16 protein-coding genes are annotated in these 14,018 nt (G+C 66.1%); 9 read left to right on the forward strand and 7 right to left on the reverse strand.

Going from position 1 to position 14,018, the window contains the following annotated elements; all coding sequences use genetic code 11:
* Window positions 1-5 precede the first annotated feature (5 nt).
* Window positions 6-911 (forward strand): LysR family transcriptional regulator, encoded by a 906-nt coding sequence (locus E4487_RS21060; protein ID WP_134678249.1) that lies wholly within the window; start codon window positions 6-8, stop codon window positions 909-911.
* Window positions 912-975: 64 nt separating this feature from the next.
* On the opposite strand, the gene E4487_RS21065 is transcribed toward E4487_RS21060, so the two are convergent.
* Window positions 976-1,947 carry a TAXI family TRAP transporter solute-binding subunit gene (locus tag E4487_RS21065; protein WP_037054586.1) on the reverse strand — a complete coding sequence of 324 codons (972 nt, stop codon included), beginning with the start codon at window positions 1,945-1,947 and terminating at the stop codon, window positions 976-978.
* A 172-nt stretch (window positions 1,948-2,119) separates the two neighbouring features.
* On the opposite strand from E4487_RS21065, the gene E4487_RS21070 reads away from it, so the two are divergent.
* From E4487_RS21070 to E4487_RS21080, 3 genes are all read left to right on the forward strand, one after another.
* Window positions 2,120-3,148, forward strand: coding sequence for an AraC family transcriptional regulator (locus E4487_RS21070; protein WP_175254312.1), 1,029 nt, complete (start codon window positions 2,120-2,122; stop codon window positions 3,146-3,148).
* 113 nt (window positions 3,149-3,261) lie between these two features.
* On the forward strand, window positions 3,262-4,263 hold the full coding sequence (locus tag E4487_RS21075; protein WP_175254313.1) for an LLM class flavin-dependent oxidoreductase: 1,002 nt from the start codon (window positions 3,262-3,264) through the stop codon (window positions 4,261-4,263).
* Between the two features lie 84 nt (window positions 4,264-4,347).
* Complete coding sequence (locus E4487_RS21080) at window positions 4,348-4,773, forward strand: OsmC family protein (RefSeq protein ID WP_037054579.1); 426 nt, start codon at window positions 4,348-4,350, stop codon at window positions 4,771-4,773.
* Between the two features lie 15 nt (window positions 4,774-4,788).
* On the opposite strand, the gene E4487_RS21085 is transcribed toward E4487_RS21080, so the two are convergent.
* Window positions 4,789-5,208 carry a hypothetical protein gene (locus E4487_RS21085; protein ID WP_037054578.1) on the reverse strand — a complete coding sequence of 140 codons (420 nt, stop codon included), beginning with the start codon at window positions 5,206-5,208 and terminating at the stop codon, window positions 4,789-4,791.
* Window positions 5,209-5,343: 135 nt separating this feature from the next.
* Here E4487_RS21085 and E4487_RS21090 point away from each other — a divergent pair, with 135 nt between their 5' ends.
* The gene (locus tag E4487_RS21090; protein ID WP_175254314.1) at window positions 5,344-6,405 is read left to right on the forward strand and encodes an aminopeptidase; all 1,062 of its coding nucleotides are present in this window, start codon (window positions 5,344-5,346) and stop codon (window positions 6,403-6,405) included.
* A 62-nt stretch (window positions 6,406-6,467) separates the two neighbouring features.
* Window positions 6,468-6,698: a DUF1161 domain-containing protein gene (locus E4487_RS21095; RefSeq protein ID WP_175254315.1), complete on the forward strand. Its 231-nt coding sequence runs from the start codon at window positions 6,468-6,470 to the stop codon at window positions 6,696-6,698.
* On the opposite strand, the gene E4487_RS21100 is transcribed toward E4487_RS21095, so the two are convergent.
* The 4 genes from E4487_RS21100 to E4487_RS21115 all read right to left on the reverse strand — a co-directional run bounded on the left by E4487_RS21100 (window position 6,683) and on the right by E4487_RS21115 (window position 9,547).
* Window positions 6,683-7,360 (reverse strand): HAD family hydrolase, encoded by a 678-nt coding sequence (locus E4487_RS21100; RefSeq protein WP_175254316.1) that lies wholly within the window; start codon window positions 7,358-7,360, stop codon window positions 6,683-6,685. The genes E4487_RS21095 and E4487_RS21100 overlap by 16 nt on opposite strands.
* Before the next feature lie 59 nt (window positions 7,361-7,419).
* A complete protein-coding gene (locus tag E4487_RS21105; RefSeq protein ID WP_175254317.1) occupies window positions 7,420-8,391 on the reverse strand; it encodes a hypothetical protein in 972 nt (323 codons plus the stop codon).
* Between the two features lie 116 nt (window positions 8,392-8,507).
* The gene (locus E4487_RS21110) at window positions 8,508-9,008 is read right to left on the reverse strand and encodes a GNAT family N-acetyltransferase (protein ID WP_175254318.1); all 501 of its coding nucleotides are present in this window, start codon (window positions 9,006-9,008) and stop codon (window positions 8,508-8,510) included.
* Between the two features lie 2 nt (window positions 9,009-9,010).
* Entirely contained in the window at window positions 9,011-9,547 is a 537-nt protein-coding gene (locus tag E4487_RS21115) for a gamma carbonic anhydrase family protein (RefSeq protein ID WP_152489979.1), read from the reverse strand.
* Window positions 9,548-9,677: 130 nt separating this feature from the next.
* On the opposite strand from E4487_RS21115, the gene prlC reads away from it, so the two are divergent.
* Genes prlC through E4487_RS21130 form a run of 3 tightly spaced genes read left to right on the forward strand, consistent with a single transcriptional unit; the run spans window position 9,678 to window position 13,101 of the window.
* On the forward strand, window positions 9,678-11,726 hold the full coding sequence (gene prlC / locus E4487_RS21120; protein WP_175254319.1) for an oligopeptidase A: 2,049 nt from the start codon (window positions 9,678-9,680) through the stop codon (window positions 11,724-11,726).
* Window positions 11,723-12,010, forward strand: coding sequence for a YheV family putative zinc ribbon protein (locus E4487_RS21125; RefSeq protein WP_037054561.1), 288 nt, complete (start codon window positions 11,723-11,725; stop codon window positions 12,008-12,010). The genes prlC and E4487_RS21125 overlap by 4 nt, the downstream gene beginning before the upstream one ends.
* 26 nt (window positions 12,011-12,036) lie before the next feature.
* A complete protein-coding gene (locus tag E4487_RS21130) occupies window positions 12,037-13,101 on the forward strand; it encodes a hypothetical protein (protein ID WP_175254320.1) in 1,065 nt (354 codons plus the stop codon).
* Window positions 13,102-13,168: 67 nt separating this feature from the next.
* Here the strand turns inward: E4487_RS21130 and E4487_RS21135 are convergent, their stop codons facing one another.
* Window positions 13,169-13,960, reverse strand: a complete 792-nt coding sequence (locus E4487_RS21135) for a helix-turn-helix transcriptional regulator (RefSeq protein WP_037054558.1) — start codon at window positions 13,958-13,960, stop codon at window positions 13,169-13,171.
* Between the last annotated feature and the right edge of the window lie 58 nt (window positions 13,961-14,018).

Raw genomic sequence — 14,018 nt, forward strand, 5'->3', positions numbered from 1 at the left:
GGATCATGCGCCTACGTCATATCGAGCTGTTTCAGGCGGTCTTGCAGACTGGCAGCCTCACGGCTGCCGCCGAGCTGCTGCACATCTCGCAGCCGGCCGCCAGCAAGATTCTCCAGCATGCGGAGCAGCAGCTGGGGTTCGCACTCTTCAGCCGCGTGCGCGGCAAGCTGCTGCCCACTGCGGAAGCGCGGATACTGCAGCAACAGACCGAACGGCTGTCTGCCGAGCTGCAGGACCTGCGGCGGCTATCGGCCAGCCTGCGCCGTGGAGAGGAACGGGCGCTGCGCCTCGTCTGCACGCCCACCCTGGCGCAGACCCTGCTGCCCGATGTGGTGTGCGGCTGGCGCGCCGAGTATCCACAGACCCGCTGCGACCTCGCGACCCAGCACACCAGTGAAATCGTCCAGGCCCTGTTGCTGCGCGAAGCCGACCTCGGCCTGACGCTGCAACGCGTTGAGCACCCGGATCTGCATACGGAGGTCCTGACGCAGGGCCGGATGATGGCCATCGCGCCGCCGGGCTGGTGGAGCGACGCGGCCTGCTCGACATCGATACGCCTGCAGGACATGGCCGGCCTGAGCCTGATCGGCCTGGACACGCGAGACGCGCTGGGCGGTCTGTTGCGCGGACACATCGAGGAGCTGCAGCCGCCCGCGCGCATCGATATCTCGGTGCAGACCTACCAGCTGGCCCGCATGCTGGTGGCGGCGGGACAGGGGCTGGCGCTGGTCGATCCCTTCACCGCACTGTCCGGCAACCTGGGCGATGTCCAGGCCCGCCCGCTGGAACCCAACATCCCGGTGACGCTGTACCTGCTGCGGCGTGTCGATGAAACACCCTCGGCCGCGCAGCAGGCACTGCTGACGCGCCTGCAGAGCCTGGCGACCGACCTGCTTGCCGCACAGGGCTGAACCAGGCGCCGGAAAACGAAAAACCGCGGCCGAGGCCGCGGTTTTCGTTAGCCGCCAGGCAGGCTTACAGCCAGCCACGCTCCTTGTAGTAGCGTGCGGCGCCCTCGTGCAGCGGGGCAGTCAGACCGACCTTGATCATGTCGGTTTCCTTCAGGTCGGCAAATGCCGGGTGCAGGCGCTTGAAGCGATCGATGTTGTCGAACACCGACTTGACCAGCTGGTAGACCACTTCCGGGTCGGCCTTGGCGCTGGTGGACAGCACGGCCTTGCCGCCGATGGACTGAGTCGCCTGATCGTTACCCTTGTACAGGCCACCTGGAATTTCGGCCTTGGTGTAGTAGGTCTTCTCGGCCAGCAGCTTGTCGATCTCGGGGCCGGTCACCGGAACCAGAACGGCGTCGGTGGTAGTGGTGGCTTCCTGGATCGCGCCGTTGGGATGACCGACGAAGTAGGTCATGGCGTCGATGTTGTTGTCACCCAGGGCGCTGGCCTGCTCGGCCGGCTTCAGCTCGGCAGCCAGGGCGAAGGCGGAGCGGTCCCAGCCTTTGACGGCGAGGATCTCTTCCAGGGTGTCGCGCTGGCCGGAACCCGGGTTGCCGACGTTGACGCGCTTGCCCTTGAGGTCATCGAAGCCTTTGATGTTGGCGTCGCGACGGGCGAGGATGGTGAACACTTCGCTCTGCAGGGAGAAGACGGCGCGGATATCGCTCATCGCCCCTTCGGCTTCGAACGGTGCAAGGCCGTTGAGCGCCTTGTACTGGTGGTCGGACTGCATGATGCCGAAGTTGAATTCGCCGCTGCGAATGCCGTTGACGTTGGCGACGCCGCCGCCACTGGCCGGCGCGTTGCACTTGATGCCGTGCTCAGCCGAGCCACGGTTGAGGAAGCGGCAGATGGACTGACCGGCCACGTAATAGACGCCGGTCTGGCCGCCGGTGCCGATGGTGACGAATTTCTCTTCGGCCTGTGCCATGCCACTCAGGGCAGTACCCGCGAGCGCGGCGGACAGGACCCATGCCAAGGATTTGCCTTTCATGGGATATCTCCTTTTTTCTCTGTTGTTTTGAGCGAGCGCGCCTTGTGAGCGACGTCCGGGTGGGAAGTCTAACCGCTCGCGGCGAATATGCACGCGCTGTCGAAAAATCGCTGGTAACGCCGTGTGTGAAGCCGGGCTATCGCCCACTGCCGGCATTGGGCAGAATCGACGGATGTCGAACCCGCCCAACGCCCCCTCGCAGGCCTCGGTCAGCGCCAGCCTGACCCAGGCGATCCTGCACGCCGCCACGCGCCTCGGCCTCGAGCGCCAACCCCTGCTGGACGCCTGCGCACTGCACGACGAGCAGCTCGTCGACCCCGATGCGCGCATTCCCTTCGCCGCCCAGCAGGCGCTGTGGCTCGAACTGGACAGACGCCTGCAACACCCGGAACCGGGGCTGCTGCTGGGGCGCAACCTGACGCCCGGCCCCTTCAGTGTCCTCAGCTACCTGCTGCAAAGCAGCGCGACACTGGGCGATGCGCTGACCGCCGCGCTGCGCTACCAGCGTCTCGGCGGCGAGGGCGGCGAGTTGCAGGTCGAGGAGCAGGACGACACGCTCTCGCTGCTCTATCGCCCGCTGTACCCCCAGCACCCGGCGACCCGCATCCGCGTGCTGGCGATGATGGCCTGCTGGGTGCAGACCACCCTGCCGCTGCTGGACGGCTTTCGCCTGCTCGACGTGCGTTTTCGTCATCCGCAGCCGGACGACCTCGCGCCCTACGACGATGTGTTCGACTGTCCGCTGCACTTCGCCTGCGACGACTACGCCATCGTCCTGCCACGCGACCTGTGCCAGTTGCCGCTGATCCAGGCCAACCCGCCGCTGCAGCAGTTGCTGCGCCAGCATGCCGAAGCCCTGCTCGCCCGCCTGCCCAGCGCCAGCCTGAGCGCCCGCGTGATCGGACTGCTGGGCGAACAGCTGGCCCACGGCGAGCCGGACCGCGCCGAACTGGCACGGGCACTGGCTCTCAGCGAGCGCACCCTGCAACGCCGCCTGGCCGACGAAGGCTGCAGCTACCAGCAACTGCTCGCCGACACGCGCCGGCAACTGGCCGAGCAGCACCTGCGTGACGGGCGCCTGCCCGCGACGGAAATCGCCTGGCTGCTCGGCTACTCCGAACCCAGCGTGTTCTTCCGCGCCTTTCGTCAGTGGACCGGCCTGACGCCGGGCGAGTATCGCGCCCGCTACGGCGCCGGGTGAGGTGACGCCCCGCTGCGCATCAGCCACGTCGATGATGACTATGCTCCCGCGTGGCGTGCGCCCCCGCAAGCTGAGGGGTTAGAGTAGCCGGCCACGCATTGAGGAGACTCCCCATGAGCCGCTTGGCCTCGATCAAGCTCTCCACCCTGGACCTGGCGCCGATTCGTGACGACGGCGACGCTGCCCAGGCCCTGCACAACTCGCTGGCCCTGGCCCGGCATGTCGAGCGTCTCGGCTTCGAGCGCTTCTGGGTCGCCGAGCACCACAACATGGACGGCATCGCCAGTTCCGCCACGGCGGTACTGATCGGCTACCTGGCCGCCGGCACGTCGCGCATTCGCCTGGGCGCAGGCGGCGTGATGCTGCCCAACCATGCGCCACTGGTGATCGCCGAACAGTTCGGCACCCTGGCCACGCTCTACCCCGGCCGTATCGATCTGGGCCTGGGCCGCGCGCCCGGCGCCGACCAGTACACCGCTCATGCGCTGCGCCGCAGCCGCGATGGCAGCGCGGAAGACTTCCCCAGGGACGTCGAGGAGCTGCAGGCCTACCTGGGCCCGCGCGAGGAGGGCCAGCGAGTGATCGCCATGCCCGGGAGCGGCACCGAGGTGCCGATCTGGCTGCTGGGCTCCAGCCTGTTCAGCGCGCAGCTGGCCGGGATGAAGGGCCTGCCCTACGCCTTCGCCTCGCATTTCGCACCGCGCTACCTGCATGAAGCGATCCGGATCTACCGCAACCACTTCCGCCCGTCGGCGGTGCTGGACAAACCCTACGTGATGCTCGGCGTGCCGCTGCTGGCCGCCGACAGCGACGAACAGGCGCAGTACCTGGCGACCTCCGCCTACCAGCGCATCCTCGCCCTGGTCCGTGGCCAGAGCCTGGTGCAGCGCCACCCGGTCGCCAGTATGGAGGGCCTCTGGCTGCCGCACGAACGCCAGGCCGTCGGTGAATTCCTCGGTCTGGCCGCCATCGGCGGTCCGGACACGGTGCGCCAGCGTCTGGAGCAGCTACTGGAGCAGACCGAGGCGGACGAGCTGATCTTCACTTGCGACATGTACGACTTCGCCGATCGCCTGCATGCCTTCGACATACTCGCGCAGTTGCAACGCGACTGAGTTCGAACTTGTGCGCATGCGCGCCCTCTGAATGCAGGAAGGCCGCCAGACCGGCGGCCTCTTGCAGGCAATGGGAGAGCGCACATGAAAAAGACTGCATCGGCCCACTGGCAGGGCGGCATCAAGGACGGCACGGGCACCCTTTCCACCCAGAGCGGCGCCCTCAGGGATTCGCCCTACGGCTTCAACACCCGCTTCGCCGACCAGCCCGGTACCAACCCCGAGGAACTGATCGGCGCGGCCCACGCCGGCTGCTTCTCCATGGCGCTGTCCAAGGAGCTGGGGGACGCCGGGATGACCGCACAGAGCATCGATACCCAGGCAGAAGTGACGCTGGACAAGGTCGATGGCGGTTTCGAGATCAGCGCCGTGCACCTGTCGCTGCGGGCGAAAATCCCCGGCGCTGACCGCGCCGCCTTCGAACAGGCCGTGGCGACCGCCAAGAGCGGCTGCCCGGTGTCCAAGGTGCTCAACGCCAAGATCACGCTGGAAGCGGTGCTGGAGGACTGAGCCAGCCGCTTGCGGCTAGATCCCTGTGCCGCAGCGCAGCACCTCGCCTCGCGCCAGCACGTTGCGCTGATCGTCGTACAGCCAGGCCTGCGCCTTCATCAGCAGCGGCCTGGCTTCGACACGGTAGCGCTGGCCCGGCGCGAAGCCGTCATAGCGCAGGCGAATCTCGCAGGTCATGCGCAACGGCTCGCTCTGCATGCCAAGCGTGCCGCTACGCACCTCGAACTGAAAGCGCGTTTCCAACTCGTGCTTGCCGGGCGTGACCTGGAAGTAACGGCCGTCCGGCCAGCGCTCGCCGTCCAGGCGGTCGGCCATCAACAGCGTATCGGCGGTGGCGTACAGCTCGACCCAGGCCTGCTGGGGATCGGGCTTGGGCAACGGCGAAGCACAGGCTCCGAGTGTCAGCAGAACGGGAACAGCCAGCAGGGCGCGCATGTCGACCTCCATCTTGGGTTCGGGCACCAGCCTAGCGTGCGCGGGCCGGTCCCGGGGAAATAGTAGAGCCATCTGTCGCGGCGCTTTTCATCCGGAGCCTAGGCACCGACCATCCGGATCGGCTAGCGTGAGCGAATGCCCGACACCTTCTCCATCGACATTCTGCGCCACCTCGCGGTTCCGCTGCTCGCGCTGCTGCTCGGCGGTTGCTCGACCCTGGACTATTACGCCCATCTCGGCCAGGGCCAGTGGCAGTTGCTGCAGGCCCGCGAGCCCGTCGAGCGACTGCTGCAGGACCCGCAGACCACACCCGAACTGGCCAGGCGCCTGGCGCTGTCACAGCAGGCGAGGGACTTCGCCAGCGCCAGCCTGCGCCTGCCGGACAACCGCAGCTACCGGCTCTACGCCGACCTCAAGCGCCCCTTCGTGGTGTGGAACGTGTTCGCCACGCCCGAGTTTTCCCTCGACCCGGAGCTGCACTGCTTCCCCATCGCCGGCTGCGTCGCCTATCGCGGCTACTACCAGCAGGGTCGCGCCCGTGGCGCCGCCGCGCTGCTCCGCCAACAGGGGCTGGACACCTACATAGGCGGCGTCGAGGCCTACTCCACCCTGGGCTGGTTCGATGACCCGCTGCTCAACAGCATGCTGCGCTGGGACGACGAACGCCTGGTCGCGGTGATCTTCCACGAACTGGCGCACCAGCAGTTCTACCTGCCGGGCGATACCGCCTTCAACGAGTCCTTCGCCACCTTCGTCGAGCGCGAGGGCCTGCGCCAGTGGCACGCATCCCGTGGGGAGACGCCCCCCGCCAGCGACGACCATCAGCGCCAGCAGTTCGTCGAACTGGTCCTGGCCAGCCGCGAGCGCCTGCGCCTGCTCTATGCCCGCGACCTGCCGGCAGGGGCCATGCGCAGTGCCAAACAGGCCGAATTCGCCCGCCTGCGCCACGACTACCGCACGCTGCGCCAACGCGAGTGGGGTGGCCAGGGCCGCTATGACGCCTGGATCGACGCCCCGTTGAACAATGCCAAGCTGCTGCCCTTCGGCCTGTACGACCAATGGGTGCCCGCCTTCGCCGCGCTGTTTGCCCGCAAAGGCCGCGACTGGCCGGCCTTCTACGCCGCCGTCGCCGCTCTGGGCCAGTTGCCCGCCGAACAACGCCATGCGCAGTTGACCACCCTGCTGGGCGACGACTAGAACTGCCGGGCAATCTGCCAGTCCAACCTCACAGGTCACCCACAACCCTGGAGAGACGCGCGATGCAACGGATGATCCCTGCCCTGGCCCTGCTGATGCTTGCAGGTGGCGCGCTGGCAGCGCCCAAACCCTGCGAGGAACTCAAGCAGGAAATCGAAGTGAAGATTCAGGCCAACAACGTGCCCAGCTACACCCTGGAAATCGTTGCCAACGACGAAGTCCAGGATCAGAGCATGGCGGTGGGCAGCTGCGACGGCGGCACCAGGAAGATCATCTATCAGCGCAACGACTGAGCCACCCCGGGGGCGTTGCCCATGAAGGCGCCATGCAGCGCCTCCAGCGTCTCGAAATGGAACGCCGGCGCCTCACCCAGCAACTCCTCACGGCTGCCGAAACCGTAACCCACCGCCACCGCCTGCACGCCGTTGCTGCGTGCGCCGATCAGGTCGTGCTTGCGGTCACCGATCATCAGCGCCGCCCCCGGCGCCAGGTCTTCCGACTCCAGCAGATTCGCCAGCAGCTCCACCTTGTTGGTGCGCGTACCATCCAGCTCGCTGCCATAGATGCGCTTGAAGTAGCGGTCGAAACCGAAGTGCCGGGCGATCTCCTCGGCGAAAACCGTGGGTTTGCTGGTGGCGATGTACAGCGTGCGCCCCTGCGCCTGCAGCGCGTCGAGCAGGCTCGGTACGCCTGCGAACATCCGGTTCTCATACAGCCCGGTGACCTTGAAGCGCTCGCGATAATGGTTCACCGCCTGCCAGGCGGTGGCTTCGTCCAGCCCGTAGCTGGCCATGAAGCACTGCAGCAATGGCGGGCCGATGAAGTGCTCCAGGGCCGCCAGGTCCGGTTCGTCGATGCCCAGCTTGGCCAGCGCGAACTGCACCGAACGGGTAATGCCCTCGCGCGGATCGGTAAGCGTGCCGTCGAGGTCGAAAAGAACGGTGGAATGATGCATGACGAGCACCTCTGGGAAAGCGGAAAGCCGGGAAGGATACTCGCCTGCCCCCCGACAGTTCACCCCTGTACAGGTTGCGCCCGATAGCCCCAGCGCAGCCCGAGGCGGCTGAACGGCCAGAGCAGCGCCAGTTGCACGAGGCCAAAGAGCAGCAGCAACAGCAGGTCGGAGACACCCACCACCAGCAGCAACACCAGCATGATGATCGCGCACAGCAGCGCACCAGCGATCCATAGCGACAGCGTGATCAGCGCTGCCAGCGCCAGCCGCCCGCCCCTGAAACCACGGACCTGCTCCGGCAAGGCCGAGCGCGCGGCGAAGAACGCCACCAGCATGTAAACGCCGCCATGGAGCAGATTGATCACGCCGGCCCAGCTCTCCAGCTCGAACCCGTAGAACGCACCGTCCATCAGCTCGAGCGCCAGGCCCATCACCTGCAGGTATCCCACCATGATGGCCAGCGCGAAACACCAGGCCAGCGACGTAGCGGCCATCTGCAGGTCACCGTCGGTCACCTCGGCGCTGCGCCGGAACAGCTGCAGCAGCAGCCAGAGCGGCACCAGCACCTCCAGGCAAAAGCTCAGCAGGCCAATGACCGACCAGCCCAGGCTGGTCAGCAGGCGTCCGCTGTACTGATCGTCCAGTAGCTCGTACAGCCACATGTACAGCTGGCCGGAGACGAAACCGAGCCCCCAGGACAGCAGCAGGTAAACCACGCCATAACTCACCAGCAGTCGCGCCGGCTGCCGGTAGCCGGCCAGGCGATGACGTTCCAGGTATGCGCTCGTCAGCCAGTAGACACCCAGTCCCGCCATGAGCAGGTGATTGACCCAGTAAGGGGCGACGTAGCTCAGCCAGACGCTGAAATCGTTCTCGAGATCGCTCCTCCACCAGCCGATCATCGACAGCAGCATGGCGATGACGCTCATCGACAGGGCCACGGCCACCAGATGCCCTGGTAGTGCCGGCAGCGGGCGGGGCGCAGCGGATGGAACGAGCGGGTCGGCCGCGAAGGGGTTGGTTTGAGTCATGGCAATCCTTGTCGGTGCAGGCATCCTGTTCGGTCTGGCGAGCTTAGCCACCCTGCATGGCGGACAAAAGCGCCCGCATGCAGAACTGTGCTGTCGACACGCCCGGCGCGGGCGGCTCAGGTCAGGCTGCGAAACATCACATGGCAGTCCACCAGCCCCAGCCGCGCATGCCGGTAGGCCTTGGGCAGGGTGCCGACGATGGCGAAGCCGAGCTTCTGCCACAACGCCACGGCTACCGTGTTGCTCGCCACCACGCTGTTGAACTGCATGGCGCTGAAGCCCAGCTCGCGGCCGACCTGCAGCGAGTGCCGGCACATGGCGCTGGCCACGCCCTTGCCGCGCGCTGCCGCAGCGGTCATGTAACCGCAGTTGCACACATGATCGCCGGGGCCGGCGGCGTTGGCCTTGATGTAGTAGGTGCCGAGGATCTGCCCGTCCTGCTCGACGACGAAGGTGGCACGCGGCAGCTCGACCCAGGTTTTCCAGGCCGTTTCGCGATCCATGTCCGGATCGAAGGCGTAGGTTTCCTGCGCCTGCACCACATCGCGGATGATCGGCCAGACCTGGTCGAAATCGGCGGCCTCTAGAGGACGAATGCGCAGTTCGGCATCGCTCACGGCTAGTAGCCCTCGACCAGATGCAGGTCCTTGAGCTTCACGTAGTTGCCTGCCGTGTAGCTGAAGAAGTTGCGCTCCTTGTCGGTCAGCGGCCGCGCCTGCTTGACCGGGCTGCCGACGTACAGGTAACCGCTTTCCAGACGCTTGCCCGGCGGCACCAGGGAGCCGGCGCCGATGATCACCTCGTCCTCGACCACGGCGCCGTCCATGACGATGCTGCCCATGCCGACCAGGATGCGGCTGCCCAGGGTGCAGCCGTGCAGGGTGACCTTGTGCCCGACGGTGACCTCGTCGCCGATGATCAGCGGGTAGCCCTCCGGATTGAACGGCCCGGCATGGGTGATGTGCAGCACGCTGCCGTCCTGCACGCTGGTGCGCGCGCCGATGCGGATCTGGTGCATGTCGCCACGGATCACGGTCATCGGCCAGACCGAGCTGTCGTCACCGATCTCGACGTCACCCAGCACCACGGCGCTGGCATCGACGAATACCCGCTCACCGAGCTGCGGAGTGAATTGCTGGTAACTGCGAATCGCCATGATAGAAATCTCCAAGGCTGCGGGAAGGCTTGATTGTAATTAATATGGCCCCCATGTCGGTTGTTATCGTGCCGCCTCGCTGCGCTGCCACGCTCTCAACCCAATCTCCCTTCGTTACAGGTGCCTCGTCGTGACCGCGAACAATCCCCTGCTGCAAGACTTCGACCTGCCGCCTTACTCGCAGATCAAACCCGAGCACGTCGAACCTGCCGTCGAGCAGATCCTGGCCGACAGCCGCGTCGCCATCGCCGAACTGCTCGAGCGCCAGCAGGCCAATCCGAGCTGGGACGGCCTGGTCCTGGCGCTGGACGAGCTGGGTGCGCGCCTGGGCCGCGCCTGGAGCCCGGTGAGCCACCTCAATGCCGTGTGCAACAGCCCGGAACTGCGCGCCGCCTACGAGGCCTGCCTGCCCAAACTGTCGGAATACTGGACCGAGATGGGCCAGAACAAGCCGCTGTTCCAGGCCTACGAAGCGCTGTCGCAGAGCCCGCAGGCGGCCACTTTCGACGTGGCGCAGACGACCATTCTCGAGCACGCCCTGCGTGACTTCCGCCTGTCAGGTATCGACCTGCCGGCCGAACAGCAGAAGCGCTACGGTGAAATCCAGATGCGCCTGTCCGAGCTGACCAGCAGGTTCTCCAACCAGCTGCTCGACGCCACCCAGGCCTGGACCAAGCAGGTGACCGATGAAGCGCTGCTGGTCGGCCTGACCGATTCGGCCAAGGCGCAGATGCAGCAGGCGGCTCAGGCCAAGGGCCTGGACGGCTGGCTGATCACCCTGGAGTTCCCCAGCTACTACGCCGTGATGACCTACGCCGACGACCGCGCCCTGCGCGAAGAGGTGTACGCCGCCTACTGCACCCGCGCCTCCGACCAGGGTCCGAACGCCGGGCAGAACGACAACGGCCCGCTGATGAGCGAGATTCTCGACCTGCGCCAGGAGCTGGCCCGCCTGCTCGGCTTCGCCCACTACAGCGAGCTGAGCCTGGCCAGCAAGATGGCGGAGTCGACCGATCAGGTGCTGAGCTTTCTGCGTGACCTGGCGGTGCGCAGCAAACCCTTCGCCGAGCAGGACCTGGCCGAGCTCAAGGCCTTCGCCGCCGAGCAAGGCCTCTGCGATCTGCAAAGCTGGGACGTCGGCTACTACAGCGAGAAGCTGCGCCAGCAGCGCTACAGCATCTCCCAGGAGGAAGTGCGCGCCTGGTTCCCGGTGGACAAGGTGCTCAACGGCCTGTTCGCCATCGTGCAGAAGCTCTACGGCATCCAGATCCGCGAGCTGCACGACTTCGACACCTGGCACCCGGACGTGCGCCTGTTCGAGATCAGCGAACACGGCGAGCACGTCGGGCGTTTCTTCTTCGACCTCTACGCCCGCGCCAACAAGCGCGGCGGCGCCTGGATGGATGGTGCCCGCGACAAGCGGCGTGATGCCTCCGGCAAGCTGATCGCCCCGGTCGCCAACCTGGTGTGCAACTTCACCCCGCCGGTCGGCGGCAAGCCGGCGCTGCTGACCCACGACGAAGTCACCACCCTGTTCCACGAATTCGGCCACGGCCTGCACCACCTGCTGACCCGCGTCGAGCACGCCGGCGCCTCGGGCATCAACGGCGTCGCCTGGGATGCGGTCGAGCTGCCCAGCCAGTTCATGGAGAACTGGTGCTGGGAGCCGGAAGGCCTGGCGCTGATCTCCGGCCACCATGAAACCGGCGAAGCGCTGCCACAGGCCATGCTGGACAAGATGCTGGCGGCGAAGAACTTCCAGTCCGGGCTGATGATGGTGCGCCAGCTGGAGTTCTCCCTGTTCGACTTCGAGCTGCATGCCACCCACGGCGACGGTCGCAGCGTGCTGGACGTGCTCGAAGGCGTGCGCAGCGAGGTCTCGGTGATGCGACCACCGGCCTACAACCGCTTCGCCAATGGTTTCGCGCACATCTTCGCCGGCGGCTACGCAGCCGGTTACTACAGCTACAAGTGGGCCGAAGTGCTCAGTGCCGATGCCTTCTCCAAGTTCGAGGAAGAAGGCGTGTTCAACAGCGCCACCGGCAGCGCCTTCCGCGAGGCCATCCTCGCCCGTGGCGGCTCGCAGGCGCCGATGGTGCTGTTCGTCGACTTCCGTGGCCGCGAACCGAGCATCGACGCCCTGCTGCGTCACCTCGGCCTGAGCCAGGAGGCCGCATGAGCGATGCGCCTGTGAACAGCACGCCGAAGCGCTTCATCGCCGGCGCCGTGTGCCCGGCATGCAGCGAGACCGACAGCATCAAGATGTGGAACGTCGATGGCGTGCCGCACCGCGAGTGCGTCAAGTGCGGCTACGCCGACACCCTCGACGCCCGTGGCAACTCGGTGCCCAGGGAACTGCCCACCCGGGTCAACGTCAGCGGCCTGAAGCCCAAGGCGGCCGATCCGAACGTGCAGGCGGTGCAGTTCTTCCCCAACCCTAAGCTGAAGAAGCCCAGCGAGTAGTCCCACTTCTGGCCATGGAGGGCCGTATGCGTTTTCTACCCCTGTTACTGCTCAGCGCCGCATTGCCGGTGGCGGCCGAGCTGCGTGTCGAGAACCTGGAAGCCAAGCGTAGCGAGTGGGAAACCTACCGTTTCCCCCTGTTCAACGGTGACAGCCCTGCCATCGGGCGTATCAATACCTACCTGCATGCGGTCGTGCTGAACGGCCTACCTGGGCGCTTCGAGCGCTCGCCATTCGAACGCATCTGGCCCAAGGAGGGCGAAATCTGGGGGACCAACAACATCGATTACATGATCGATGGCCAGGGGCCGGGTTATCTGTCTCTGAGCGTGACTGGCGAATACACCGGCGCCTATACCAGCATGGGTACTTTTACCTACCCCTTCGATCTGACCAGCGGCCGCCCCATCGGCCTCGAGCAGTTGTTCACGCCAGCGGGCCTGCAACGGCTCGGCGAACGTGTGGGCCATGAACGCGGCCAGCGCATCGGGGCATTTCTCGCCGAATTGCCGCCTCCGGCCGACGCCACGGCAGAGCTGGACGAGGATGACGAGCGCCTCGAAACCCAGCGTTCGATGTATAAAGAGTGCTTGCCCAGACGCAGCAACAGCGATCTGACATACAACCGGGTGGAGCTGGGTCGCGATAGCCTGAAGCTGATCGCCGAAGGCTGCGCGCCGCATGTCGTGCAGGCACTGGACGACCTGGGCGAGTACAGCAACAGCATTCCCTATGCGCAATTGACCGATGACTTCAGCCCCTACGGTCGCTGCCTGCTGCTGGAGCAGCGCAGCGGCTGCCAGCGTCCTGCCGATCTGCGTGCCGGTGGCGCCTACCGCGGCAAGATCGATGGCCGCTACGCGATCAGCCTGGTGCTGGAGGGCAACGTCTATGCCTCCAGCAGCTACTTCTACGAGCGTTACGCCCGGCAGATCGAACTGAGCCAGCGGACCATCAGTGCTGATCAGGTTCGCCTGTACGAAGGTGGCGACAACCCTGCCATCTTCGACCTGCACTTGCAGCCGGACGGCTCACTAACCGGCACCTGGCAGCAGCAAGGCGGCAAGGCGCTGCCCGTGGAACTGCGCTGAGTGGAACTGCGCTGATCTGCTCACTGACTGCGCAAGGTAAGTGAAGATTCATCCCGCAAGTTACACGCTACTCGCGAAAGAACTCTCCTGGAGTTGCGCCAAACTGGCGGCGAAAGGCGGCGATAAAGGCCGATAGCGAGTCATACCCGCAGGCCAGCGCCACGTCGGTGACCCGCTCGCCCTGCTCCAGCGGGGTAAGCGCATCGAGCAGGCGTTGGCGCTGGCGCCACATACGAAAGCTCAGGCCCGTTTCGCGCAGGAACAGGCGACTCAAGGTTTTCTCCGAAACCCCCAGCCGCTCGCCCCATTCACCCAGGCCCAGTTGGCGCAGCGTCGCATCCTCCAACCCCTGACACACCTCACGCAGCCGTGCGTCCTGCGGCAACGGCAGCATCAGCGCGACATCCGGGGCAGCGCGCAGTTCGTCCAGCAGCACTGCGGCCAGCCGACCCGGCGCGCCCTGCTCGTCGTACTCCGCGGGCAGTGCACTGAAACCACGAATCAGCTCGCGCAGCAGCGGGCTGACCGCCAGCACACGGCAGTCGGGCGAACCCCAGGGCACGGCACTACCGTCGATGTACAGGCTGCGCATCTCGGTACGAGGCGAGCTGAGCACCTGATGTTCGACACCTGCCGGCACCCACACCGCGCGCTGCGGCGGGGCGACGAAGCGGGCCCCAGCGGTCTGCACCTCGAGCACCCCGGCGATGGCATAGGACAGCTGCACCCAGGGGTGGGTATGACGGAAGGTCAGCGCACGGTTGGTCAGCGACTCGACCCGGCCATAGAGCGGCCGAGGCAGGCTGGGCAACTCGGGCAGGCTGCGATGCAGGGTAGCGGGATGTCTGCTTAGCGACACTTGCTGGCTCTTTAGCGTTAGCCGGAAATCTTCGACGACGATAGTCTGACGCCCTCCT

The organism is Pseudomonas sp. BMW13 (assembly GCF_013357275.1).
Classification (GTDB): domain Bacteria; phylum Pseudomonadota; class Gammaproteobacteria; order Pseudomonadales; family Pseudomonadaceae; genus Aquipseudomonas; species Aquipseudomonas khazarica.